Genomic DNA, 22,761 nt, shown 5'->3' with positions numbered 1-22,761 from the left:
GGCATGACGCCTCCCCATCCGGGGATCGCGGAATCAGGGGCCGGGGGCGCGAGCGGACCGGACGAGGAGATCGGTTTGAGCATCGAGGTGGCCAACGAGTCGGGCGTGGAGGTCGACGAGTCCGCGCTCGTGGAACTGGCGGGCCACGTGCTCGGCAAGATGGGCGTCAACCCGCTCGCCGAGCTGTCGATCCTGGTGATCGACGAGGCGGCGATGGCCGAGCTGCACGAGCAGTGGATGGGCGAGCCCGGCCCGACCGACGTGCTCGCCTTCCCGATGGACGAGCTGCGGCCCGACTCCGGCAGGGACGAGGACTCCTCGCCGGACCCGGCGCTGCTCGGCGACGTCGTGCTCTGCCCGCAGGTCGCCGCCAGGCAGGCGGCCGAGGCCGGGCACGCGGCGCAGGACGAGCTCGAGCTGCTGTGCACGCACGGCATCCTGCACCTGCTCGGCTACGACCACGCCGAGCCCGAGGAGCACGCCGAGATGTTCGGCCTGCAGGATGAGCTGCTCGGATCGTGGCGGGAGGTGCGGCGGAAGCCGTGAACAACGGCTGGCTGCTGTCTGCCGTCATCCTGATCGTGATCGGCGGCCTGCTGGCGAGTGCCGAGACCGCGCTGACCCGCATCTCCCGGGTGCGCGCCGAGGAGTTCCTCAAGGACGGGCGGCGCGGGGCGCGGCCGCTGCGCGCGATCGTCGCCGACCCGCCGCGCTACCTCAACCTGGTGCTGCTGCTCCGATTGAGTTGTGAGCTGGCCGCCACCGTGATCGCCACCCTGCTGTTCATCGACTGGCTCGGTGACCAGGGGCAGGCCTACGCGGCGGCGGCCATCGTCATGATCATCGTGAGCTACGTGATCGTCGGCGTTTCGCCGCGTACGCTCGGCCGCCAGCACGCGGAACCGGTCGCGCTGGCGAGCGCGCCCATCGTGTACGGCCTGACCCGGATCTTCGGCCCGCTGCCCAAGCTGCTGATCCTGCTGGGCAACGCGCTCACGCCGGGCCGCGGCTTCCGTGAGGGGCCGTTCACCTCCGAGGCCGAGCTGCGCGACCTGGTCGACCTGGCAGAGGAACGCCGCGTCATCGAGCCCGACGAGCGGGAGATGATCCACTCGGTCTTCGAGCTGGGCGACACCCTGGTCCGCGAGGTCATGGTCCCGCGCACCGACATGGTCTTCATCGAACGGGGCAAGACGCTGGGCCAGGCGCTCTCGCTCGCCCTGCGCAGCGGGTTCTCCCGCATTCCGGTGGTGGGGGAGAACGAGGACGACGTCGTCGGCATCGCCTACCTCAAGGACATCGTCCGCCGCATGCAGGACACCGGCGACTCCGCCGCACGGGTGGACGGGCTGATGCGTCCGGCGACGTACGTGCCGGAGAGCAAGCCGATCGACGAGCTGCTGCGCGAGATGCAGGCCCGGCAGACCCACCTCGCCATCGTCATCGACGAGTACGGCGGCACCGCCGGGCTCGTCACCATCGAGGACGTGATCGAGGAGATCGTCGGGGAGATCACCGACGAGTACGACCAGGAGATCCCTCCGGTGGAGTGGCTCGACGACGGCGTGGTGCGGGTCACCGCCCGCCTGCCGGTCGACGAGCTGGCCGAGCTGTTCGGCGCCGAGATCGAGGCCGAGGACGTGGACACCGTCGGCGGGCTGCTCGCCCACGCGCTGGGCCGCGTGCCGATCGCCGGCTCCCAGGCCACGATCGGCGGGCTGCGCCTCACCGCGGAGAACCTGGCGGGCCGCCGCAACCGGATCAGCACCGTCGTCGTGCGCCGCGTACCGCCGACCGACAGCGGGGACGAGATCGTGGCCGCCGCTGCGGAACACGAGTGACCGGCTGCAAGCGGTCGTCAAGCGCTCTGCAAGCGTCGTGGGACACAGTCGTGTCGGGCGCCCGGGAGGGAAACGGGCGTCCGGTGAGGGAGCCGGGACTCGGGGGAGGGGTTCACCGGGGTCCGGCGCACCTCTCGGGGGGGGCTGTAAAAGTGCGGGGCCCTCGCCCGGTTCGGGCGAGGGCCCCGCACTTTCGCGGCGGTGAGCGCCCGGATCGTCGCCCAGACGGTCCGGTCCCCGGGATCGGTACGCTTGACTCGTGACAGAGACGCTGGATCCCGAGGACAACAAGATCATTACGCTGGCGAGGTCGGTCCGCGCCCGCAACGGGTCGCCCGAGGGAGCCGCCGTGCGGGACGAGACGGGGCGGACCTACGCCGCGACCGGGGTCGCGCTGCCCTCGCTCACGCTGTCGGCGATCCAGGTCGCGGTCGCCATGGCCGTTTCCAGCGGCGCCAAGTCCCTGGAGGCGGCCGCGCTGGTGACCGACGCCGACGAGCCGGACGCGGCCGATCTCGCCGTCATCGGGGACGTGGGCGACGGCACGCTGTTCCTCGCCGCTCCGGACGGGTCGCTGAAGGGCCGGTACAGCTGACGTGAACGCGGACCTCCACGCCGGCTTCGGCACCGGCTCCGACGCGGGATTCCGCGCCGGGTTCGCCTGCTTCGTCGGCAGGCCCAACGTCGGCAAGTCCACGCTCATGAACGCCCTGGTCGGCACCAAGGTGGCGATCACCTCGTCGAAGCCGCAGACGACGCGCCGGGCGATCCGGGGCATCGTGCACCGGCCGGACGCGCAGCTCGTGATCGTGGACACGCCGGGCTTCCACCGGCCGCGCACGCTGCTCGGCGAGCGGCTGGACAGCCTCGTCCTGTCCACGCTCACCGAGGTGGACGTGATCGGTTTCTGCGTCCCGGCCAACGAGGCCGTCGGCAAGGGCGACCGGTTCATCGTCGACAAGCTGGCGGCGGTGAAGAAGACCCCGGTCATCGCGGTCGTCACCAAGTGCGACCTCGCCACCCCCGAGCAGATCGCGAGCCAGCTCCTCGCGGTGTCGGCACTGGCCGACTTCGCCGAGATCGTCCCGGTCTCCGCGGCCGGTGGCGAACGGCTGGACGTGCTCGCCGACCAGCTCATCGCCCGGCTGCCCGAGTCCCCGCCGCTGTACGCCGGTGGGGAGCTGACCGACGAGCCCGAGCAGGTCCTGGTCGCCGAGCTGATCAGGGAGGCGGCCCTGGAGGGCGTACGCGACGAGCTGCCCCACTCGATCGCGGTCGTGGTCGAGGAGATGGCGCCACGGGAGGGCCGCGACGATCTCCTCGACGTCTACGCGTTCATGTACGTCGAGCGCCCGTCGCAGAAGGCCATCGTCATCGGTCCCGGCGGGGCCAGGCTGAAGGACGTCGGCACCCGCGCCCGGCGGCAGATCGAGGCGCTGCTCGGCAGCCGTGTCTACCTCGACCTGCGGGTCAAGGTCGCCAAGGAATGGCAGCGCGACCCCAAGCAACTGCGCCGCCTCGGCTTCTACGACTGACGCGGGAAAGCGGCGATGGCGAGGACGGCCACCGCGATCGAGGCCAGCAGAGCGGCGAACCAGCCGTACTGGATCGCCGGAGACACGGCGAACGGCCCGGGGAAGCGGAGGCCGAGCCGGTCGGCCAGCTCACGGGGGTCGGTGAGGAACATCGCGAGCGCGAACGCCGCGACCGCGCCGGGCAGGATGGCGAACCCCGCGAACAGCCGGTCGCGCCGCATGCCGAGCATTCCGAGCAGCATGGCGGTGATCCCCGCCCCCAGGACGAACCACCCCGCACCGTAGTCGACCCCGCGGATCGAGCGGGTGAGCTCCGCGCCGAGGACGGCCGTCCGCGCGGTCACCCCCGCCCAGGGCAGCAGCGCGGTGCCGGCCAGCGCCAGACCGGTCACGGTCACGCCGACGGCCGGCAGCCCGCCGGTGCGCTGACGCGGGGTGCCGCCGATCGGCGGGGTGGGGTCGGGCACGATCACCAGGCTACGACGCCGGGGTTCCCGCTGCCATTCGCGCGGAAGTCTTCACCCCCCGCCCGGGTTTCATCCCGCCCCGGTTGCACTGTGCCCGCCGCCGGCGTGGCTCAACGCAGGGGCGGGACGGCGTCCCCGGCCCGTTGGAGGGCGAGGTCCGGCCAGAAGACACCGCCTTCCGGCGAGGCGACTCCGTAGACCGGGTCCTCCGGACCGGAGGCGCCGCGCCTGCACCGCCCGCTCGACCTGGTGGGATCGCGAATCCACAGGTAGGCGTCGGTCAGCTCGCTCGCCGTCGCGGTCGTGGCACGGATGCCGACACCCCGGCCCGGGGGATTGCACCAGGTCTGGGGGTCTTTGTACTTCCCGTCGGGGGGCGTCCACTCGCCCTTGCCGTTCCGGGCCGTGTCGATCACGAAGTGGGGCAGCCCCGCGGCGTCGTCGGGCACCGCGTCGATCTCGGCGTCGAGACAGTCGTTCCGGCCCGTCGACCTGACCACGTGGACGCACTTCGCCAGCTTGATGCCGTACGCCTCGATCTGCGCTGTCGGCTGGAAGCCGGAGGCGTTGAGGTAGAACCCGTCGGCCCGGTCGATCCCGGCCTCGATCAGCCTGGTCGCGGCGTTCTCGACCGCCGGCCAGTGCTGCTGCCCGCCGTCGAGGTAGACCGCGGTGTTCGGGAGCCGCCCGAGGCGTTCGACCGCGTCGGAGAGCTGGGCGTACCGCGTCTTTCCACCCTCGGGTCCGCCCAGGTCGCAGCTGTTGCCACCCGGAAGCTTGCTCAGGCTGTTGGGCTCCAGGATGATCACGGTCGGGCTGTCGCCGATGGTCTCGGCGATCGTGTCGATCCACGAGGAGTACGCCCGTGAGTCGGGCAGGCCGCCGGGATGGCAGTCGCGCAGGGGGATCGCGTTCGTGACGAAGACGGCGACCGCGCCCTGTCGCGCCGCGACGTCGAGCGTCGCCCGCACGGCCCTGGCCGCGTCGGCCGGGCCGGACCACCGCTCCAGCCACACGGCCTTGGGGGCCTCGGCGAGCGCCGCCATGAGGGCCGCGTCCGAGCTGCGGCCGGAGGCCCGCAGGGTGGACGCCGCGCGGGAGGCGTCGCTGTCGGGGCTCACGTAGAACCGCACGTTCCGGCCGCCCAGCGGGTTGCCCGCCCCGACGCCGGAATCCCCACCGGCTTCCGTGCTCGAATCCGTGCTCGGTTTCGTGCTCGCCGCGGAGCCGTCGGCGCCGATGCCGCCCGCGGTCTCTGCCGGTGCCGGCGTGGACGCCCGCGCCGACGAGGTGGAGAGCGCCCGCATCCGCGAGCCTTCGTCGCCGTCGGCCGCGCCGAGTCGTACGGCGACGATGGCCCCCGTCGTCACGAGCACCGCGGCGGCGACCGCGCCCACGACGATCCCGGGCCTGCGGCGAGTGACGATCGTGCCGGTGCCGCCCTGCCGATGCCCGGTGCCCTCGGCGGATCCGGTGTTTCCCGTCGTGCCGGGGATTCCGGCCCCCTCGGCGGGTACGGCCCCGCCGAGGGCAGCCGTCCGATCGGGGAGCGCGGCGGGGTTGTGCCGGGTGAGGGCGTCGAGGAGCTGCTGCGCGGTGGGACGCAGCGCGGGGTGCTTGGCGAGAGCCCGGGCGACGATGGCCCGAAGTCCCGGTTCGAGCGCGGCGAGGTCGGGCTCGTCGTGCACGACCCGGTAGAGCACGTTGGGCAGCGGCCCGTCGCCGAAGGGCGGCCGTCCCGCGGCCGCGTAGGCGATCAACGCTCCCCAGGAGAAGACGTCGGACGCGGGCGTGACCGGCTCGCCCCTGGCCTGTTCCGGAGACATGAAGGACGGGGTGCCGACGACGACGCTGCTGACGTGCGCGCCGGGCTCGGCGAGCTGGGCGATGCCGAAGTCGATGACCTTGGGACCGAGCGGCGACAGCAGCACGTTGCCCGGTTTCAGGTCGCGATGGACGACTCCGGCGCCGTGTATGGCCTGGAGGGCGACGGCGACGCTCACCGCGACGGTCTCCAGGTGGGAGCCGCTGAGCGGCCCGTGGACGCGTACGGCCTCCCGGAGAGTGGGACCGGGGACGTATTCGGTGACGAGATAGGCGATGTCGCCGTCGACGTCGGCGGCGAGGACGGGCGCGGTGCAGAAACGGGCGACCCGCTGGGCGGCGGCGATCTCACGGGTGAAGCGCCGTCTGAAGTCGGGATCGGCCGCCCACTGGCGGTGGATGAGCTTGACGGCGACCTGCCGACCGTCGGGCGCGCGGCCGAGGAAGACGGTGCCCATCCCGCCCTCGCCGAGCCTGCGCAGCAGCGTGAAGGGCCCGGCCCGGCGCGGATCCCCCTCGCGCAGGCCGCCGTTCACCGCGGATTCATCGCCACCGGCTGATCCCACTTTGCGATCATAACTGCCCGAATCCGACGTCGAAGGCTGGTGCCGCGACCGCCAAGGTTTGCCCGGAAGGAGCGGCGGCCAGGGTGGTGCATCGCAAGGCGGAGGAGGAGCCGAGTAGCGGAGCTACGAGCGACGACTCCAACGCCGCGAGGTGCCGCCCTGGACGACGCGACGGGGCAAAGATCGGCGGGAGGGGCACTAATATTCGTAGTCCTCGATCTCGCCCGCCGGTCGGGGCGCCGCGTGGTCGGGGTCGTCGCCCACGTCCCGTCGAGCGCGCCGCTGCCGCAGCAGATCCCAGCAGCGGTCAAGGGACCGCTCCAGGAGCCGGATCCTCGACTGCTCCTCCTCAGAGGTGAGCTCGCCCGCGGCCAGGCGTGCCCGCAGCCGATGCTGCTCATCGATGAGCTGTCTGATTTGTCCGAGAATCTCATCATCCCTCATGTCCACTCCCCGAACTGTCGATTGCCAGGCGTCTGCTACCCTTCATGGCATGCTGCGCGGGCTCCTTCTTATCCGCCGCGGCGAGGGCCTGTAGCAGGCCGGCTCCCTCGCCGCGGAGATGAGTCATGCGCGTCGGCCGCTTGGTCTCTTCCACCCGGCGACCTTTCTCTCGGATCTTTCGATTCTCTTGAGACTTCCCGTCTCCCGATCCCTCGTGTCGCCGGTCTGCCCGACGAGGAGCATGATGAACGCGAATTCGCAGCAGCAACCCAGCCCGATGCCGTACCGGCGTTATGCGCCGTTCGAGCCGGTACGGCTGGCCGACCGCACCTGGCCGAACAAGGTGATCACCAAGGCGCCGCGCTGGTGTGCGGTCGACCTGCGCGACGGGAACCAGGCGCTGATCGACCCGATGGACGCCCACCGCAAGCTCAAGATGTTCGAGCTGCTGGTCCAGATGGGCTACAAGGAGATCGAGGTCGGCTTCCCGGCGGCCTCGCAGACCGACTACGACTTCGTCCGCCAGATCATCGAAGAGGACCGCATCCCCGAGGACGTGGTCATCCAGGTGCTGACGCAGGCCAGGCCCGAGCTGATCGAGCGGACCTTCGACTCGCTGCGCGGCGCCAGGCAGGCCATCGTCCACCTGTACAACTCGACCTCCACCCTGCAGCGCCGGGTGGTCTTCGGCCTGGACCGGGAGGGCATCACCGCCATCGCCGTCGAGGGCGCCAAGCTGTGCAAGAAGCTGGCGGCCCAGATGGAGGGCACCGAGATCTTCTTCCAGTACTCGCCGGAGTCGTTCACCGGCACCGAGCTGGAGTACGCGGTGGAGGTGTGCAACGCCGTCAACGACGTGTGGCAGCCGACCCCCGACCGCAAGGTCATCGTCAACCTGCCGGCGACCGTCGAGATGGCCACGCCCAACGTGTACGCCGACCAGATCGAGTGGATGAACCGCCACCTGGCGTACCGGGACTCGATCGTGCTGTCGCTGCACCCGCACAACGACCGTGGTACGGCCGTGGCCGCGGCGGAGCTGGGATACCTCGCCGGCGCCGACCGCATCGAGGGCTGCCTGTTCGGCAACGGCGAGCGGACCGGCAACGTCTGCCTGGTCACCCTGGGCATGAACCTGTTCTCCCAGGGCATCGACCCGGAGATCGACTTCTCCGACATCGACGAGATCCGCAGGGTCGTGGAGTACTGCAACCAGCTCCCGGTCCACCCCCGTCACCCGTGGGGCGGCGAGCTGGTCTACACGGCCTTCTCCGGCTCCCACCAGGACGCGATCAAGAAGGGCTTCGAGCACCTGGAGCGCGACGCGGCGATCGCCGGGGTGGCGGTGGACGAGTTCGCGTGGGCCGTGCCGTACCTGCCGATCGACCCCAAGGACATCGGCCGCACCTACGAGGCCGTGATCCGGGTGAACAGCCAGTCCGGCAAGGGCGGCGTCGCCTACATCATGAAGGCCGACCACAACCTCGACCTGCCGCGTCGCCTGCAGATCGACTTCTCTCGGGTGATCCAGGGCCACACGGACGCCGAGGGCGGCGAGGTCACGCCGGCCGAGATGTGGGAGCTGTTCCAGGACGAGTACCTGCCCAACCCCGCCAAGCCGTGGGGCCGGCTCGGGCTGCTGGCCCACCGGCACACCTCGACCGTGGACGACAAGGACGTCATCAACGCCGACGTACGGTTCGACGGCGAGGTCCGGGAGATCGAGGGCGTCGGCAACGGTCCGATCTCCGCCTTCTGCGACGCGCTCGCCGTGGTCGGCGTCACGGTCCGGGTGCTCGACTACACCGGGCACGCGATGAGCGCGGGCACCGACGCCAAGGCGGCCTCCTACGTGGAGTGCGAAGTCGGCGGCCCGGACGGCGTCCAGGTCCTGTGGGGTGTCGGCATCGACGCCAACACCACCACGGCCTCGCTCAAGGCCATCATCTCCGCCGTCAACCGCGCCACCCGCTGACCTCCCCCCACCCGGCCGTGATCTTGTAATTACTCGCGGGGAGGCGGCATGACCTGCCCCGATCCCATTCGTGATCTTGCAAGAACTCGCACGTACGGCCGTTGACCTGCCCAAAAGGCTTTCGTGATCTTGCAGTTGGGGCGGCATCCGGGCGATCCCCGGGTGCCGCCCCTGCTGTGTTCCCGTCTCTCACACGGGATTTCCGACCGGAGCGCCTCCAGGATCCACACTTGTCGCAGACGATTGGCAAAGCCGGGTAAGGCCGCACGCTCGACGTTCTGGTCGGCTGACAGACTCTTGGCTTGTGATGACCATTGAATCGGTGCTGCGTCTTGAGATGGCTCCGGGCATGATCGAGATCCCCGCCGGTGCGATCATCCTGCGGGACGAGGGCACGAAGACGGGCTGGAAGGTCGAGGTCGAGGCATTCCGGCTGGCGCCGCATCCCGTGACATGCGAGCTGTACCAGGCTGTTCGAGGTGAGGCGCCCGTTGGCTCGGCAGGGCCGCGGACACCGGTGACCGAGATCTCCTGGATGGAGGCCGTACGGTTCTGCAACCTGCTCTCGCAGGCGATGAGCCTCGAACCCTGCTACTCGATGGGTGACGACCCCGATGGGCAGGACGTGGTCTGCGACTGGGACGCCGACGGCTTCCGCCTCCCGTCGGAGGCGGAGTGGGAGCACGCGTGCAGGGCCGGGACTTCCGGCGTTCGCTACGGAGAGCTGGACGAGATCGCCTGGCATCGCGGAAACTCGGGCGGCGAGTTGCACGATGTCGCCACCAGGGCGCCGAACGCGTGGGGCCTTTACGACATGATCGGCAATGTGTGGGAGTGGTGCTGGGATCTCTATGACCCCGGCGTCTATGGCCCGTACCGGGTGTTCCGCGGCGGCGGCGCGTATGACCGGCCCAGAGGATGCCGGGCGTCGTGCCGCCGTAAGAGCCACCCGACCTTCCGCATCGACGATCTCGGGTTCCGGCTCGCCCGATCGCTGTGAGCGGGGTTCGCGCTCGGATCGAACCATGTAGATAGCGATTTGTCCCGGTGATACCGCATCGTACGGATCACTTCCAGAGGTATCGCACCCGCGGGAGTGCGGTTTCGCCGTCGATCATGACGTTATTGCTGAAAAAACGCGGGTTTCACAGCAACAACGTCATGGTCGATTGGTTGTTCGCTGTCGTGATCACCAATAGATGATCAATGCGAGTTGTCGGGTGAAGCGGATCGGGCCGCCGTGGCGGGATTTGCCCGAAAGGTACGGGTATGGAGACGCCGGCAGGTAGGGTCGTCCGCGTGGATCTGAGCGACATCGCCGCCCGGCTCGGGGTGCCCGTCGAGGACGTCGACCGCGTGCACCGGCTCGCCGGCGCCCTGCCGTCGGCGCCGCTGCCCGCCAAGGCCGACGTGCCCGCGATCCTCGACCGGCTCGCGGTGCGGCCGGACGACGCCGCCGAGATCATGGCGGGCTGGCCCGACCCCGACTCTCCACTGTGGACTCCGGAGCTGCGCTGGCTGCTCGACCGCTCGATCGCCCTGGTCCGCGCCGATCTCGGGGGCCACGACTGGCTGTCGCCCGGTCCGGACCTGCCACGCGAACGGGGCCCCGCCTGGCGGCATCTCTACGTGTATGCCTACCTGGCCCTGGTCGAGGTCGTCACGGGGTACCACCGCGACCACGGCATCGCCGATGCCGTCTCATGGGTGACCCTCGCGGACCTCGGCCGCAACCTCGCGATCGACCGGCGGATGCACGGCGAGGGCTGGCCGGTCATGCAGAGCTGGCTGACGCTGCACGCGCGCGGCGGCGTCTACGAGCTGGGCCGGCTGCAGTACCAGCGCGGCGACACCGCCATCGGCCTGCACATCCCCGAGTCGGGACCGATGACCCCGGAGGCGGTCGCGGCGTCGCTCGACGAGGCCCGCGAGTTCTTTCCGCGCCACTTTCCCGACGAGCGCTACACGGCGTTCTCCTGCGGCTCGTGGCTGCTCGACCCGCAGTTACTGGAGTATCTGCCCGAGGACTCCAACATCGTCCGGTTCCAGCGGAGGTTCGAGCTGGAGCCCTACGAGGAGCCGGAAGGGCTGGACGCCGACGTCGAGGCGCTGCGGTTCGTGTTCCGGACCCTGACCACGCCGCTCGACCGGCTGCCGCGCCGCACCGTGCTCCAGCGCGCGATCGTCGACCATCTGAAGGCCGGCCGCCACTGGCACTGGCGCACCGGACGTTTCCCGATCTAGGGCACCTCCCCGCCGGGACGGCGCAGTTCGAGCAGCCTCATCGACTCCTCGTCGCGGGCATCGGAGCCACACAGGGCACCACCGCGCGCGAACAGTTCCTCGTCCGGCAGGTCGCCGAAACGCTCATGAGCGAAGCACAGGTACATCCGCCGCCTGTCCTCCGGCTCGGCCACTGCGGCTCCCGGCGGGCCACCGAGCCCCAGGCCTATCGGGCGGTCATGCCGTTTCGCGGACTCTGTCAACGGCACGGTGGCGCTCAACCGTGGTACGGCCGAGGCGACCGAGAACATGTCATCCTCGCGGCGATCCGCCGGCGTAAACGATGCGTTCCAAACATGGCGCATCAGTCGAAAGGCAGGCCGAGGAGGTGGGCGAGGCAGGTCATGCTGTGCTCGAAGAGTTCGGCGCGGTGCTCAATGGTGCCGTTGAACTGGCCGAACAGCTCGAAGCTGACCATGCCGAACAGGTCCGTCCAGGCGATGACGGCGCGGGCGACCACGTCGTCGGGGACGCCGGGCATCAGCTCCCGCACCGCATCGAGGTCCGCCGACAGGATCGCCGGCGGCTGCGGGCATATCGGCGGCGGCGACAGCCGTCCGGCATGGTGGGCCTCGGAGATGATCCGTCCATAGACGATCGTGTCGCGGGTGGCCGGCCCGATCGTGTCCTGAGGGGCACGGTAGCCCGGCACCGGCGATCCGTACAGCAGGGCGTACTCATGCGGGTGCGCCAGGGCCCAGTTCCGTACGGCATGGCAGGTGGCGAGCCAGCGTCCGGTGAAGTTCTCACGGGGGCAGGCGGCATCCGCCTTCTCCACGGCCTCGCCGATGGCGTTGTATCCGTCGATGATCAGCGCGGTGAGCAGGTCGTCCCGGCTGGGGTAGTACCGGTAGATCGCCGAGGAGACCATCCCCATTTCACGTGCCACGGCCCGCAACGACAATCCGGCCGCCCCATGGGTCGCCAGATGACGCCGCGCGATATCGGTGATCTCCCGGATCAGTTCCGCCCTCACCCGCTCCCGTGCGGTACGGCTCGCGTTCATGGGGCCACGTTATCAGAGCATGAGAGCAAAACGAGAGCACCGCTCTTGACATTTGCACTCCCGTGAGAGAGCGTTGCTCTCGTAAGAGAGCGGTGAGCGCCAGGGAGACGTGATGCAGGTCGCCAAAGGGGCCAACCTCGCCCTGACCTTCCTTCTGGAGTTGGGCGTGCTGTTCTCGGCGGGCCGCTGGGGCTTCACTCTCGACGCGGGAGCCGTGCTCAGGATCCTCGCCGGGCTGGGCGCCCCGGCGGCGCTCGCCACCCTGTGGGGATTGTTCATGGCCGGGGGCAAGGCGCCCTTCCAGTTTCACGGGCTCGCCCGTGCCGTGTTCGAGATCGTCTGGTTCGGGATCGGAGCCGGTGCGCTCGCCGCCTCCGGGCTCGTCACCGCGGGTGCGGTCTTCTACGCGCTCTACGTCATCAACGCCGTCCTGCGGCTCGTCTGGCACCAGGTCTGACAGCCCACGCATACCATCGTAAAGGAGAAGATCATGGCCAAGCACGTCATCGTCGGGGCCGGGCAGGTCGGTGGTCATGTAGCGGAACTGCTCGCGAATGCGGGCCACGAAGTCGTGGTCGTCACCCGCTCCGGATCGGGTCCCCGCAGGGCAGGTGTCACGCTGGTCGCGGCCGACGCCGGTGACGCCGCGACGATGCGGCGGATCACCGAGGGAGCCGAAGTCCTCTACAACTGCGCCAATCCGCAATACCACCGATGGGCCCGGGACTGGCCGCCGATCGCGGCCTCCCTGGTGTCGGCGGCCGAGGCGGCGGGGGCGGTCCTGGCCGTGCTCGGCAACCTGTACGGCTACGGCCCGGTCGACGGCCCGATGACCGAGGACCTGCCCCTGGCCTCCACCGGGGTCAAGGGCAGGGTGCGGGCCCGGATGTGGGAGGACCTGCTCGCCGCCCACCGGTCGGGCCGGGTGCGGGTGACCGAGGTGCGCGGCTCGGACTACTTCGGTCCTCACGCATCGGACCAGTCGTACTTCGGCGAGCGGTTGCTCGGGCCGCTGCTGTCGTCCGGCAAACCGGCGATGGTTCCCTGGAACCCCGACGTCCCGCACAGCTGGACCTATCTGCCCGACGTCGCGCGGGCCCTGGTCGCGGCGGCGGCCCGGGAGAGCGCCTGGGGCCGGGCCTGGCATGTGCCGACCGGCCCGGCGATGACCATGCGTGAGGTGGCGGAACGGCTGTGCCTGCTCGCCGGCGCCCCCGCACCCCGGTTCAGGCGGCTCCCCGGCTGGATGCTCACCGCGGCCGGACTGGCCGTGCCGTTCCTCAAGGAGTTGAAGGAGATCCGCTACCAGTTCGACCGGCCGTTCATCCTCGACTCCTCGGCGTCGGAGGCCGCCCTCGATCTCGCGCCCACCCCGATGGACGACGCGCTCAAGGAGACCCTCGCCTGGTGGCGCGGCCGCTGATCTGTAGTGTACCGCTGAAATTTCATGGTACGCGACTTCCATATCGTGTACCGCGCCTCTTGAAAGGTGGACAGCCCGGCGTTTAGCCTTACAGCATGACGGACGAAGTCATCAGCGTCGGAGTGCGGGAGTTGCGTGATCGGCTCGCGCACTTCCTGCAGCTGGCCCAGGCGGGGACCGTTGTGGAGATCACTGAAAGGGGGCGGCCCGTGGCGCAGCTCGCGGCTCTGCCGCACGACCGCGTCGTCACCGAGAAGCTCGTCGCCGAGGGGCGGATGACGATGCCGGAGATCGAGATCGACTGGAACCACTGGCATGTCACACAGGGGCAGCCGGGTGCGCCGCTGCCGAGCGAGACGCTGGCCGATCTCCGGTCGACGGAACGATGATCTATCTCGACTCTTCGGCACTGGTCAAGCTCGTCGTCCTGGAGGCCGAGACGGCGGCGCTCGGGCAGTGGCTGGCGGCGAGGGCGACGCCCGTGGTCACCTGTGCCCTGGCGCGTACCGAGGTGCCGCGGGCGGTACGGCCGCACGGAGCCGAGGCGATCGCCGCCGCACGCGGCCTGCTGTCCAGACTGCGGATCATCGCCATGGATGACCGCCTCCTCGACGCCGCAGGGGTGATCGGGCCGCCTGGCCTGCGCAGTCTCGACGCCGTCCACCTCTGCGCCGCGCAGGCGCTCGATCGCGCGCTCGACTGGTTCGTCGCCTACGACGAACGCCTGCTCGCAGCCGCCGAGGGCGCTGCTATGCCGACCATCTCTCCGGGAGTCATATGAAGATCGGAATCATCGGACTGGGCGACATCGCGCGCAAGGCCTATCTGCCGGTGCTGGCGGCCACGGCGGGGATCGAGCCGCACCTGTGCACACGCGATCGGGAGGTCCTCGGCCGGCTGGGCGACGCTTACCGGATCGGCGCCAGGTTCACCTCGGTCGACGAGCTGGTCCGGGCGGGGATCGACGCGGCGTTCGTCCACGCCGCCACGGAGGCCCACGTGCCGATCGTGTCCGCGTTGCTGGAGGCGGGCGTGCACGTCTACGTGGACAAGCCGCTCGCCTACGATCTCGCCGACGCCGACAAGCTCGTACGGCTGGCCCGGGAGCGGGACAGGTCGCTCATGGTCGGCTTCAACCGCAGGCACGCCCCCGGCTACGCCGCGCTGCGTGAGCTGCCACGCGACCTGATCGTGATGCAGAAGAACCGGTCGGGCCTGGCCGCCGACCCCCGTGCGGTGATCTTCGATGACTTCGTCCACGTCGTCGACACGCTGCGCTTCCTCGCCCCGGCCGAGGTGACGGACACGGTCATCAGGACCCGGGTGCGCGATGGGCTGCTGGAGCACGTCACGCTCCAGCTCGGCGGCGACGGCTTCACCGCCGTCGGCGTGATGTGCAGGGTCAGCGGCGCCGCCGAGGAGACCTGCGAGGTCATGGGCGGCGACGTGAAGCGGAGGGTGGTCAACCTCGGCGACGTGATCGACTACACCGCGGGCGAGACGCTCGCCAGGAGGGCCGACTGGACCCCGGTGGCCCGGCAGCGCGGCATCGAGCAGGCCTGCGGCGCGTTCCTCGACGCGGTACGGCAGGGCCGTACGATCAGCGCGGATGACGCCCTTGTCACCCATGCCATCTGCGAGGACATCGTCGCCGCCGCCGGCTGAGCCGTACGCCACCGGGTCACGGGCCGGTGTCACGCGGTCAGCTGATCACCGGGAGGACAGGTACCGCTCGCCGAGTGCGCGGAGCCGGGAGTGGGCCGACTCGTACGCATCCGGACAACCGAGGTACGCCTTGGGTAGCTTGGCGACCATTGTGTAGTTGGTGTCCACCACGTTGCCCACGGGCGCCTCGCCGCCCTGGCTGATCAGCTGGTAGGCGTCGAGCGTGTCGAGCCCGGTGAGCGAGGCCGTCCAGGTGACGAGGTCGTGCTGGCTGATCCGGTAGGCGTCCTCCAGCGGCCGGGCCGAGCCGGTCGACATCAGGTGGTCGTCGTCCTCCAGTCGCGGCCACGGTGTGCCGACGCCCTTGACGAGCTCGACGGCGACGACCGTGTTCATCGCGGCCTCGACGGCGGTGCCGCAGACCTCGCCGTGGCCCTGGCGGCAGTGCCCGTCGCCGACGGAGAACAGCCCGCCCTCGACGTTGACGCCCAGGTAGAGGGTGACGCCGGCCCGCAGCTCGGGGGTGTCCATGTTGCCGCCGTGCGCGTCCGGAGTGATCGTCATCCGCGACTCGGACGCGGCCGGGGCGACCCCAACCGTGCCGTGCATCGGGTCGAGCGGCATCTCCACGCTGAAGTCGCCGCGCCGCGCGTGGTAGCGGACGACCCCCTTCTCCACGTCGACGTCGTACATCCAGACCACCTCGTCCAGCGGCGGGTGCAGCATCGCCGTGGTGTGGGTCGTGGTGAGCGCCCCGAAGTGCGGAAACGTGGTGGAGACCGCCCAGTCGCGGGCCGGCTCTATCGACACGAAGTGCAGCGCGATCGTGTCGCCGGGCTCGGCCCCCGCCACGTGGAAGGGCCCGGTGACCGGGTTCAGGTACGGAAACTCGCAGACCCGCGACGGCAGGTCCGCCGGGCCGCGCACCCGCCCGCCGAAGCAGTCCTCCGTGTAGATCTCCAGGATCGTGCCCGGCGCGATAGTGGCCACGGGCGGCCGCCCGCCGAAGGTGTAGGACAGCTCTTCCGGCGTGGGCCGGTAAGAGACGACGTTCACTCGGAGACCTCCGTCTCGTCGGGAAGGGAGGGGCGACGGCCGAGGAGAGTCAGCACGCCGAGCGTGACGATGCCGAGCGCCAGCCAGATCAGGCCGACGGTCTGCGCGGCGACCTTGGCGTTGATCACGACGTACAGCAGGATCAGGAAGCCGATGCCCGGGGCGATGAGGCGCCGCCACCAGTCGCGGCTGCCCTTGCGTACGACGTAGTGGACGACGACCGAGACGTGCAGTGCGAGGAAGGCGGTCATCGCGCCGAAGTTGATGAGCGAGCTGAGCAGGTCGATCCCGTCGTCGCGCGAGGACATGTAGACGCCCAGGACCAGCGAGACGGCGGCGACCAGCAGCGTGGCGTTGACCGGCGCCTTGTGCTTGGGGTCGATCTTGCTGAGGAACCGAGGGAGCTGCCGGTCGCGGGCCATCGCGAACAGCAGGCGCGAGGTGGCCGCCTGGGCGACCAGGGAGTTGGCGAAGCCCCATGCCACGGCGGTGGCGACGGCGGTGAGCACGCTCAGCCAGTGGCCGCCGGCGGCCTCGGCCGCGTTGTAGAACGCCGTGCCGTCCGGGTCGCCGTTGGCGAGCAGCTCGGCGCGGTTCGGCACGAGCAGCGAGGCGACCCAGGTCTGGGTGATGAACAGCAGGCCGGCCAGCATCAGTGCGCCGAACATGGCCCGGCCGAGCTTGCGGGCGTCCTCGCGGCTCTCCTCGGCGAGCATCGAGATGCCGTCGAAGCCGAGGAAGGAGAGCACCGCGATCGACACCGCGCCGAACGCGAGCTCCCAGGTGAACGTCGAGGAGTCGAAGATCGGGCTGAAGAAGTCGCCGTGGCCCTTGCCCTGCGCGAGCGCGACGACGCCGATGACCAGGAAGATCGCCAAGACGATCAGCTCGCCGATCAGCATGATCTTGTTCATCCTGGCGGTCATCTTGATGCCCAGGGAGTTGACCACCGTGTTGAGCACGATGAACATGATCATCCAGGCCCAGAGGGGCACGGCGGGCACGAACGACGCCATGGCGGCGCTGGCCACCAGGTAGAGCAGTGCGGGCACGAGGATGTAGTCGGCCAGGATGACCCAGCCGGCGAGGAAGCCGACCGGGGCGCCGATGCCGCGCCCGGCGTAGGTGTAGACCGATCCAGACATCGGGAACGCCTTGGACATCTGCGCGTACGACAGCGCGGTGAACGCCATCGCGACCATGCCGATCGCGTAGACGAGCGCGACCATCCCGCCGGAGGACTGGAAGACGCCGCCGAAGATCCCGAACGGTGCGATCGGCACCATGAAGATCAGGCCGTAGATCATCAGGTCGGCGAAGCTCAGCGACCTGTTCAGCTCCTGCTTGTACCCGAAGCGTTCCACTCCGGAGGGGGATGCCGCCGGGGCCGGCGACTCGGAGAGGGATGACATTCGTGCTCCTTCGCGTGGGGGGCAGAGCGTACGATAGAGCTAATCCTTGAATTAGAAAAGGTTTCTCTAGAAACTTTCTTGCGAAAACCCTTACAAATCGACGACCGGGCAGGTCAGCAGGAGGTCACGACATCGAAGTCCAGGCCATCGGCTCGTCCCAGGTATACGCGCTGCCGTACGTGCCGCCCGGAAAGGGTGAGCGGCCCCCGGCCGCTGACGATCGAGGTGCCGTCGGAAACGGCGTCGATCGCCGGCACGACGAGGGCGCCGGCGCGCTCGGCGAGGGCCGCGAGCATGAGCACGCCTTCGTAGCAGCCGTGTCCGTGGCCGTTGAGCAGCGGAGCCTGCGGCCCGAACCGCCGGGTGTAGCGTTCGCGAAGGCCGAGGTTCGCCTCCGTGGCGATGCTGCCGAAGTAGCCCATGGCGGCGTACAGCTCCCCGCTGGTGTCGCCCCCGATCGCCAGCAGGCCGTGCTCCTCCAGCGCACCGCACAGCCGGGCGCAGCCGAGCCCGCTCGCCGCGAACTCCCGGTTGAACCCGACGAGGTCGCTGCCGATGAGGTTGAGCAGCACCGCGTCGGGCCGCACCGCGGCCAGCTCCTCGATCAGCGGGCCCATGTCGCGGATGCCGAACGGAACGAGCCGTTCACCGACCACGGTGGCCGACCGCGACAGCAGATGGTCCCGCGCGGCGGCGTGCACCAGCCGCGGCCAGACGTAGTCGTTGCCCAGCAGGAACCAGCGCCGTGCCCGGCGGTGCTCGATGAGCCAGTCGAGTCCCGGCCCGACCTGCCGGGAGGCCGGCTCGCCGAGGAAGTAGACGCCGGGACGGCGGACGCCGCCTTCGTACGGCGGCGCGTAGACGAAGGGGACCATGCCCCGCAGCGAATCCTCGATCGACACCCGCACGTCGCTGGCGTGGGTGCCGACGACCGCCTGTACGGCCCCGGCCCGCGCCAGCTCGGCGACCTCTTCGGCGACCAGCGCGGGTGGGCGGCCGCCGTCGACCAGGACCAGCTCCACCGGCCTGCCGAGCAGCCCGCCCGCGTCGTTGACCTCCCCTGCCGCCAGCATCGCGCAGTTGATCGCACCCGGGCCCACGAGGCCGAGTACGCCGGAGACCGGCACCACCAGGGCGAAACGGAGCGTGTCGGCCCTGAGCAGGTGCGCCTCCAGCGGTTCGAGGAGGGCTGCGGCAAGATCGGCCACGGAGAAGAGTATGGTCCATCGGCACCAGCCGGGGAAAGGATGAATCGATGGTGACGGCCGGGCGCGACGGTGACGACGGCGCCGGAGTCTCCCGGGCGGCGCCCGCCGACCCCGGCTCGACCGGGCCAGGCTCGACCGGACCAGGCGCAACGGGATCCGGCTCGACCGGACCGGGCTCCTCCGGGCTGGGCTCCTCGCTCGCCTATCTGCTGAGCCGCGCCGAGCGCGGCGTCAACCGGGGGCTGGCGGCCGCGCTCGCCGCGGAGGAGGTCACCGTCGAGCAGTGGCGCATCCTCCAGGCCCTCGCGGACGGGCGTGGCCACACCATGGGCGACCTCGCCGAGGCCGCGCTCATGCCGCACCCCACGCTCACCAAGGCCGTCGACCGGCTCGTCGACCGGGCCCTCGTCTACCGGGGGCGCGACCCCGTCGACCGCCGCAAGGTGGTGGTCCTGCTGGCGGGCCGGGGCAGCGACCTGCTCGGCCGCCTGGAGGCGGGGATCGCCGAGCACCACCGGGTGATCCTCGGGACGTACGGCCCGGCCAGGACCGAGCGGCTCATGCGCGAGCTGGAACAGCTGGTGCGGTCGCTGGAGGGCGAGCCATAGGCCGTACCACCCTCGCCGGTCCGCGCCATCCTGGCCGGTTCCGCCGTCAGAACTCCTTCAGCGCCTCCGCCAGCCGGTCGACCGCCCAGGACAGGTCCTCACGGGAGACGACGAGGGGCGGCGCGAGCCGGATCGTCGAACCGTGGGTGTCCTTGGCCAGCACGCCCCGGCGCATGAGCGCCTCGCTGATCTGGCGGCCGGTGCCGAGGGCGGGGTCGATGTCGATGCCCGCCCACAGGCCGCGCCCGCGCACCGCCACCACGCCCCGGCCGACCAGCTCGTCGAGCCGCTCGTGCAGGAGAACGCCCAGCTCGCGGGCCCGTGCCTGATATTCGCCGGTACGCAGCAACCCGACGACCGCGATGCCGACCGCGCAGGCGAGCGGGTTGCCGCCGAACGTCGAGCCGTGCTGGCCGGGCCGGATGACGCCGAGCACGTCGGCGTCGGCGGCCACGGCCGAGACCGGGACCACCCCGCCGCCCAGGGCCTTGCCCAGGACGTAGATGTCCGGCACGACCCCCTCGTGGTCGCAGGCGAACGTGTCGCCGGTGCGGCCGAGCCCCGACTGGATCTCGTCGGCGATGAACAGGATCCCCTGCTCGGAGCAGAGCTCGCGGACCGAGGCGAGATAGCCGTCCGGCGGCACCAGCACGCCGGCCTCGCCCTGGATGGGCTCCAGGAGCACGGCGACCGTGTTCTCGTCGATCGCCTCTCTGATCGCCTCGGCCGAGCCGTACTTGACGATCCGGAAGCCGGGGGTGAAGGGGCCGAAGCCCCCGTGGGCGTCCGGGTCGGTGGAGAAGCCGACGATCGTCGTGGTGCGGCCGTGGAAGTTGTCCTCCATGACGACGATGTTCGCCCGGTCCGGGGCCACGCCCTTGACCTCGTAGCCCCACTTGCGCGCCACCTTGATGGCGGTCTCCACGGCCTCGGCGCCGGTGTTCATCGGCAGGATCATGTCCTTGCGGCACAGGTCGGCCAGGGCCGTGGCGAACTCGGCGAACCGGTCGTGGAAGAACGCCCGGCTGGTCAGCGTCAGCCGGTCGAGCTGTTCGCGTGCGGCGGCCAGGATGGTGGGGTTGCCGTGGCCGAAGTTCAGCGACGAATATCCGGCCAGGCAGTCGAGGAAGCGCCGGCCGGCCACGTCGGTCACCCAGGCGCCCTCGGCGGAGTGGAGCACGACGGGCAGCGGGTGATAGTTGTGCGCACCGCGGGTCTCGCTGATGCGGATGAAGTCTTCGGCGTTGGAAGGAGTGTTCACCGGATCTCCAGGGTGCAGCACTTGGGACCCCCGCCGGACTTGCGCAACTCGCTCAGGTCCACGGGGACGACTTCGAAGCCCCGGCGCTTGAGCTCCAGGATGAGCCCGGTCGCCTCGGCGTTGACGACCACGTTCCGCCCGTCGCTGACCGCGTTGAGGCCGAGCACCTCCGCGTCGGCGGCCGAGGCGATGACGGCGTCGGGGAACAGCCGCTGCAGCACGCGCAGGCTGCCGGCCGAGAACGCTCCAGGGTAGTACGCCACGTTGTGGCCGTCCAACGGGAACAGCGCCGTGTCGAGGTGATAGAACCTGGGGTCCACCAGCCGCAACGTGACGACCGGGCGGCCCAGGAACTCCTGGGCCTCCATGTGGGAGGCGACGTCCGTACGGAACCCGGTGCCGGCGAGGATCACGTCGTCGAGCGTCAGGTAGTCGCCCTCACCCTCGTTGGTGAAGGACGGCGCCAGCGTCTCGTAGCCCCGCCGGATGAACCAGTCGAGGTAGGCCGGGCCCTCGGCGGCCCGCTCTGCGTGGGCGAACTTCGCCCCGTAGACCCTTCCCTCGACGACGAGCGCGCCGTTGGCGGCGAACACCATGTCCGGCAGGCCCTCGATGGGGTCGATCAGGCTCACCCGGTGCCCGAGGCTCTCGTACGCCTGCCGCAGGCTCTCCCACTGCCCTACGGCTCTCGCCGTGTCGGTCCCCTCGCCGGGGTCCATCCACGGGTTGATGGAGTAGGAGACCGTGAAGAACTCCGGCCGGCACATCAGGTAGTGCCGAGCCGTGCTCGTACGGTCGCTGCGCGAGATCTCAGCCGATGGCGCGAGTGACATTCAGACTCCATCCGAAAAACACCTCAGCTAACGGATCTTCAGGTTAGGAATCCGGGGCCGTGGGGCCAATGGGTGCTCGTTGCGCCTTCGGGTGGATCGGTTGCGTCTTCGGCCGAATTTCGGCGATCCGTTAACCCGGGGGCGCGGGGTGGTGGTGGGTCCCGCTGATCAGACGGGACAGGACGATCGAGCTCTTGGTCCGCACGACGAACGGCTCGGCCGCGATGCGCTCGATGACGCGCTCCACATGGCGTACGTCGGTCGCGCGGATGTGCAGCAGGGCGTCCGCCTCGCCGGTGACCGTGCAGGCCGAGACGACCTCCGGGTGCCGGGCGGCGGCCGCTCCGATCTCCGCCGGCGAGGTCTTGCCGCGGCAGTACAGCTCGACGTACGCCTCGGTCGTCCAGCCGAGGGCCGACGGCTCGACCCGGGCGCTGAAGCCGGTGATCGCGCCGGTCGCGACCAACCGGTCGACGCGGCGTTTGACCGCCGGAGCCGACAGCCCGACCTGGCTGCCTATCTCGGCATATGTCGCGCGCGCGTCCTCTACGAGAGCCCTGATGATGGCGCGGTCCAGCTCGTCCACCTTCACGGGACCTGTATACCGGTCCGCCGTCCGCTGCACGTCACGCGGCGGCGGCGCCGCGGCCGCTTCACCCGTCCGTGGCGGGACGTAGCGCGTAGTCGCCGACTCCGTGCTCGAGCAGGTCGAAGGCGATCTCGGCCTGGGCCCGGATGTCGGAGACGATCCGATCGCCGTCCTCCCCGGCCATCCTGCGGACCGCGAAGTGGCGGGTCAGGGTGGTGACCACCGAGCAGATCTGGGCCGCCACCAGCCAGGGCGTGACGTCGTCGGGGTCGGCGTCGGTCTCGTCGGCGAGCGCCTCGGCGAGCAGCTCCTCCCGGCGGCGGGTCATCAGGCTCAGGCGGGCCTGCAGGGCGGCGCTCTCCCGGACGCGCCGGGTGAACAGGTCGGCGCCCTCGTGCATGCCGTACCGCCAGTCGCCGTCGCGCAGGGACTCGAAGAAGTCGCGGCGCACCGCCCCGACGGCCGACTCGCCGGGCCGCCGGTCGAGGATCACCCGCGCCAGCAGGTTTTCGACGTCCTCGCTCCGGTCGAGGAACAGGTCCTCCTTGGTGTGGAAGTAGTTGAAGACCGTGTTGACGGACACGTCGGCGGCCCGCGCCACCTCGGCCACGGTCACGTCGTCGAATCCCCGCTGCAGGAACAGCCCCATCGCGATGTCGGCGATGCGCTGCCGGGTCTCCCGCTTCTTCCGTTCACGCAGGCCCTCCATGCGGACATTCTAAGGGTCGCAACAATTTTTCAGTGACTCCAAATTTGGTGTTACTC

25 protein-coding genes are annotated in these 22,761 nt (G+C 70.2%); 13 read left to right on the top strand and 12 right to left on the bottom strand.

The window, feature by feature from the left end:
• Positions 1-75: 75 nt before the first annotated feature.
• From ybeY to era, 4 genes are all read left to right on the top strand, one after another.
• Entirely contained in the window at positions 76-546 is a 471-nt protein-coding gene (gene ybeY, locus AP234_RS31405; protein WP_055483393.1) for an rRNA maturation RNase YbeY, read from the top strand.
• Positions 543-1,841 carry a hemolysin family protein gene (locus tag AP234_RS31400; protein ID WP_162842225.1) on the top strand — a complete coding sequence of 433 codons (1,299 nt, stop codon included), beginning with the start codon at positions 543-545 and terminating at the stop codon, positions 1,839-1,841. Before ybeY ends, AP234_RS31400 begins: the two co-directional genes overlap by 4 nt.
• A gap of 259 nt (positions 1,842-2,100) precedes the next feature.
• On the top strand, positions 2,101-2,436 hold the full coding sequence (locus tag AP234_RS31395) for a hypothetical protein (protein ID WP_055483377.1): 336 nt from the start codon (positions 2,101-2,103) through the stop codon (positions 2,434-2,436).
• A 1-nt stretch (position 2,437) separates the two neighbouring features.
• Positions 2,438-3,376 (top strand): GTPase Era, encoded by a 939-nt coding sequence (gene era, locus AP234_RS31390; RefSeq protein WP_055483376.1) that lies wholly within the window; start codon positions 2,438-2,440, stop codon positions 3,374-3,376.
• On the opposite strand, the gene AP234_RS31385 is transcribed toward era, so the two are convergent.
• From AP234_RS31385 to AP234_RS31375, 3 genes are all read right to left on the bottom strand, one after another.
• Entirely contained in the window at positions 3,367-3,843 is a 477-nt protein-coding gene (locus AP234_RS31385; protein ID WP_152990725.1) for a hypothetical protein, read from the bottom strand. The two genes, era and AP234_RS31385, sit on opposite strands and share 10 nt — an antisense overlap.
• A 110-nt stretch (positions 3,844-3,953) precedes the next feature.
• A complete protein-coding gene (locus tag AP234_RS31380) occupies positions 3,954-6,233 on the bottom strand; it encodes a glycoside hydrolase family 6 protein (protein WP_152990724.1) in 2,280 nt (759 codons plus the stop codon).
• Positions 6,234-6,431: 198 nt separating this feature from the next.
• Complete coding sequence (locus AP234_RS31375) at positions 6,432-6,677, bottom strand: DUF2630 family protein (protein WP_055483392.1); 246 nt, start codon at positions 6,675-6,677, stop codon at positions 6,432-6,434.
• 241 nt (positions 6,678-6,918) lie between these two features.
• Between AP234_RS31375 and leuA the strand changes: the two genes are divergently transcribed.
• From leuA to AP234_RS31360, 3 genes are all read left to right on the top strand, one after another.
• Positions 6,919-8,652: a 2-isopropylmalate synthase gene (gene leuA / locus AP234_RS31370; RefSeq protein WP_083502603.1), complete on the top strand. Its 1,734-nt coding sequence runs from the start codon at positions 6,919-6,921 to the stop codon at positions 8,650-8,652.
• A gap of 307 nt (positions 8,653-8,959) precedes the next feature.
• Entirely contained in the window at positions 8,960-9,652 is a 693-nt protein-coding gene (locus tag AP234_RS31365) for an SUMF1/EgtB/PvdO family nonheme iron enzyme (RefSeq protein ID WP_055483373.1), read from the top strand.
• A gap of 299 nt (positions 9,653-9,951) precedes the next feature.
• Positions 9,952-10,896 (top strand): acyltransferase domain-containing protein, encoded by a 945-nt coding sequence (locus AP234_RS31360; protein WP_055483372.1) that lies wholly within the window; start codon positions 9,952-9,954, stop codon positions 10,894-10,896.
• Here AP234_RS31360 and AP234_RS37490 read toward each other — a convergent pair.
• Both AP234_RS37490 and AP234_RS31355 read right to left on the bottom strand, forming a co-directional pair.
• Positions 10,893-11,069: a hypothetical protein gene (locus AP234_RS37490; RefSeq protein ID WP_160330525.1), complete on the bottom strand. Its 177-nt coding sequence runs from the start codon at positions 11,067-11,069 to the stop codon at positions 10,893-10,895. The two genes, AP234_RS31360 and AP234_RS37490, sit on opposite strands and share 4 nt — an antisense overlap.
• A gap of 170 nt (positions 11,070-11,239) precedes the next feature.
• A complete protein-coding gene (locus AP234_RS31355; protein WP_055483371.1) occupies positions 11,240-11,941 on the bottom strand; it encodes a TetR/AcrR family transcriptional regulator in 702 nt (233 codons plus the stop codon).
• A gap of 112 nt (positions 11,942-12,053) precedes the next feature.
• Between AP234_RS31355 and AP234_RS31350 the strand changes: the two genes are divergently transcribed.
• From AP234_RS31350 to AP234_RS31330, 5 genes are all read left to right on the top strand, one after another.
• Positions 12,054-12,398, top strand: coding sequence for a YrdB family protein (locus AP234_RS31350; protein WP_063843161.1), 345 nt, complete (start codon positions 12,054-12,056; stop codon positions 12,396-12,398).
• Positions 12,399-12,431: 33 nt separating this feature from the next.
• Positions 12,432-13,364, top strand: a complete 933-nt coding sequence (locus tag AP234_RS31345) for an NAD-dependent epimerase/dehydratase family protein (protein ID WP_055483369.1) — start codon at positions 12,432-12,434, stop codon at positions 13,362-13,364.
• A 95-nt stretch (positions 13,365-13,459) separates the two neighbouring features.
• The gene (locus tag AP234_RS31340; protein WP_055483368.1) at positions 13,460-13,753 is read left to right on the top strand and encodes a type II toxin-antitoxin system Phd/YefM family antitoxin; all 294 of its coding nucleotides are present in this window, start codon (positions 13,460-13,462) and stop codon (positions 13,751-13,753) included.
• On the top strand, positions 13,750-14,145 hold the full coding sequence (locus AP234_RS31335) for a type II toxin-antitoxin system VapC family toxin (RefSeq protein WP_055483367.1): 396 nt from the start codon (positions 13,750-13,752) through the stop codon (positions 14,143-14,145). The genes AP234_RS31340 and AP234_RS31335 overlap by 4 nt, the downstream gene beginning before the upstream one ends.
• On the top strand, positions 14,142-15,029 hold the full coding sequence (locus tag AP234_RS31330; RefSeq protein ID WP_055483366.1) for a Gfo/Idh/MocA family protein: 888 nt from the start codon (positions 14,142-14,144) through the stop codon (positions 15,027-15,029). Before AP234_RS31335 ends, AP234_RS31330 begins: the two co-directional genes overlap by 4 nt.
• A 45-nt stretch (positions 15,030-15,074) precedes the next feature.
• Here AP234_RS31330 and AP234_RS31325 read toward each other — a convergent pair whose 3' ends face one another.
• The 3 genes from AP234_RS31325 to AP234_RS31315 form a co-directional block, all read right to left on the bottom strand.
• Positions 15,075-16,085 carry an acetamidase/formamidase family protein gene (locus AP234_RS31325; RefSeq protein WP_055483365.1) on the bottom strand — a complete coding sequence of 337 codons (1,011 nt, stop codon included), beginning with the start codon at positions 16,083-16,085 and terminating at the stop codon, positions 15,075-15,077.
• Positions 16,082-17,497 (bottom strand): APC family permease, encoded by a 1,416-nt coding sequence (locus tag AP234_RS31320; RefSeq protein ID WP_055483364.1) that lies wholly within the window; start codon positions 17,495-17,497, stop codon positions 16,082-16,084. The genes AP234_RS31325 and AP234_RS31320 overlap by 4 nt, the downstream gene beginning before the upstream one ends.
• Before the next feature lie 113 nt (positions 17,498-17,610).
• Positions 17,611-18,705, bottom strand: coding sequence for a substrate-binding domain-containing protein (locus AP234_RS31315; RefSeq protein ID WP_055483363.1), 1,095 nt, complete (start codon positions 18,703-18,705; stop codon positions 17,611-17,613).
• Between the two features lie 47 nt (positions 18,706-18,752).
• Here AP234_RS31315 and AP234_RS31310 point away from each other — a divergent pair, with 47 nt between their 5' ends.
• Positions 18,753-19,313 carry a MarR family winged helix-turn-helix transcriptional regulator gene (locus tag AP234_RS31310; RefSeq protein ID WP_083502602.1) on the top strand — a complete coding sequence of 187 codons (561 nt, stop codon included), beginning with the start codon at positions 18,753-18,755 and terminating at the stop codon, positions 19,311-19,313.
• Between the two features lie 46 nt (positions 19,314-19,359).
• On the opposite strand, the gene rocD is transcribed toward AP234_RS31310, so the two are convergent.
• The 4 genes from rocD to AP234_RS31290 all read right to left on the bottom strand — a co-directional run bounded on the left by rocD (position 19,360) and on the right by AP234_RS31290 (position 22,705).
• Entirely contained in the window at positions 19,360-20,574 is a 1,215-nt protein-coding gene (gene rocD / locus AP234_RS31305; protein WP_083502601.1) for an ornithine--oxo-acid transaminase, read from the bottom strand.
• A complete protein-coding gene (gene ddaH, locus AP234_RS31300; protein ID WP_055483362.1) occupies positions 20,571-21,407 on the bottom strand; it encodes a dimethylargininase in 837 nt (278 codons plus the stop codon). The genes rocD and ddaH overlap by 4 nt, the downstream gene beginning before the upstream one ends.
• Positions 21,408-21,537: 130 nt before the next feature.
• Positions 21,538-21,999, bottom strand: a complete 462-nt coding sequence (locus AP234_RS31295) for an Lrp/AsnC family transcriptional regulator (protein ID WP_055483361.1) — start codon at positions 21,997-21,999, stop codon at positions 21,538-21,540.
• Positions 22,000-22,060: 61 nt separating this feature from the next.
• Entirely contained in the window at positions 22,061-22,705 is a 645-nt protein-coding gene (locus AP234_RS31290) for a TetR/AcrR family transcriptional regulator (protein WP_055483360.1), read from the bottom strand.
• Positions 22,706-22,761 lie beyond the last annotated feature (56 nt).

This window comes from Sphaerimonospora mesophila, assembly GCF_001417795.1.
GTDB classification, from domain to species: domain Bacteria; phylum Actinomycetota; class Actinomycetes; order Streptosporangiales; family Streptosporangiaceae; genus Sphaerimonospora; species Sphaerimonospora mesophila.
The sequence above is the reverse complement of the archived record's forward strand: the minus strand, read 5'-3'. Positions and strand labels throughout refer to the sequence as shown.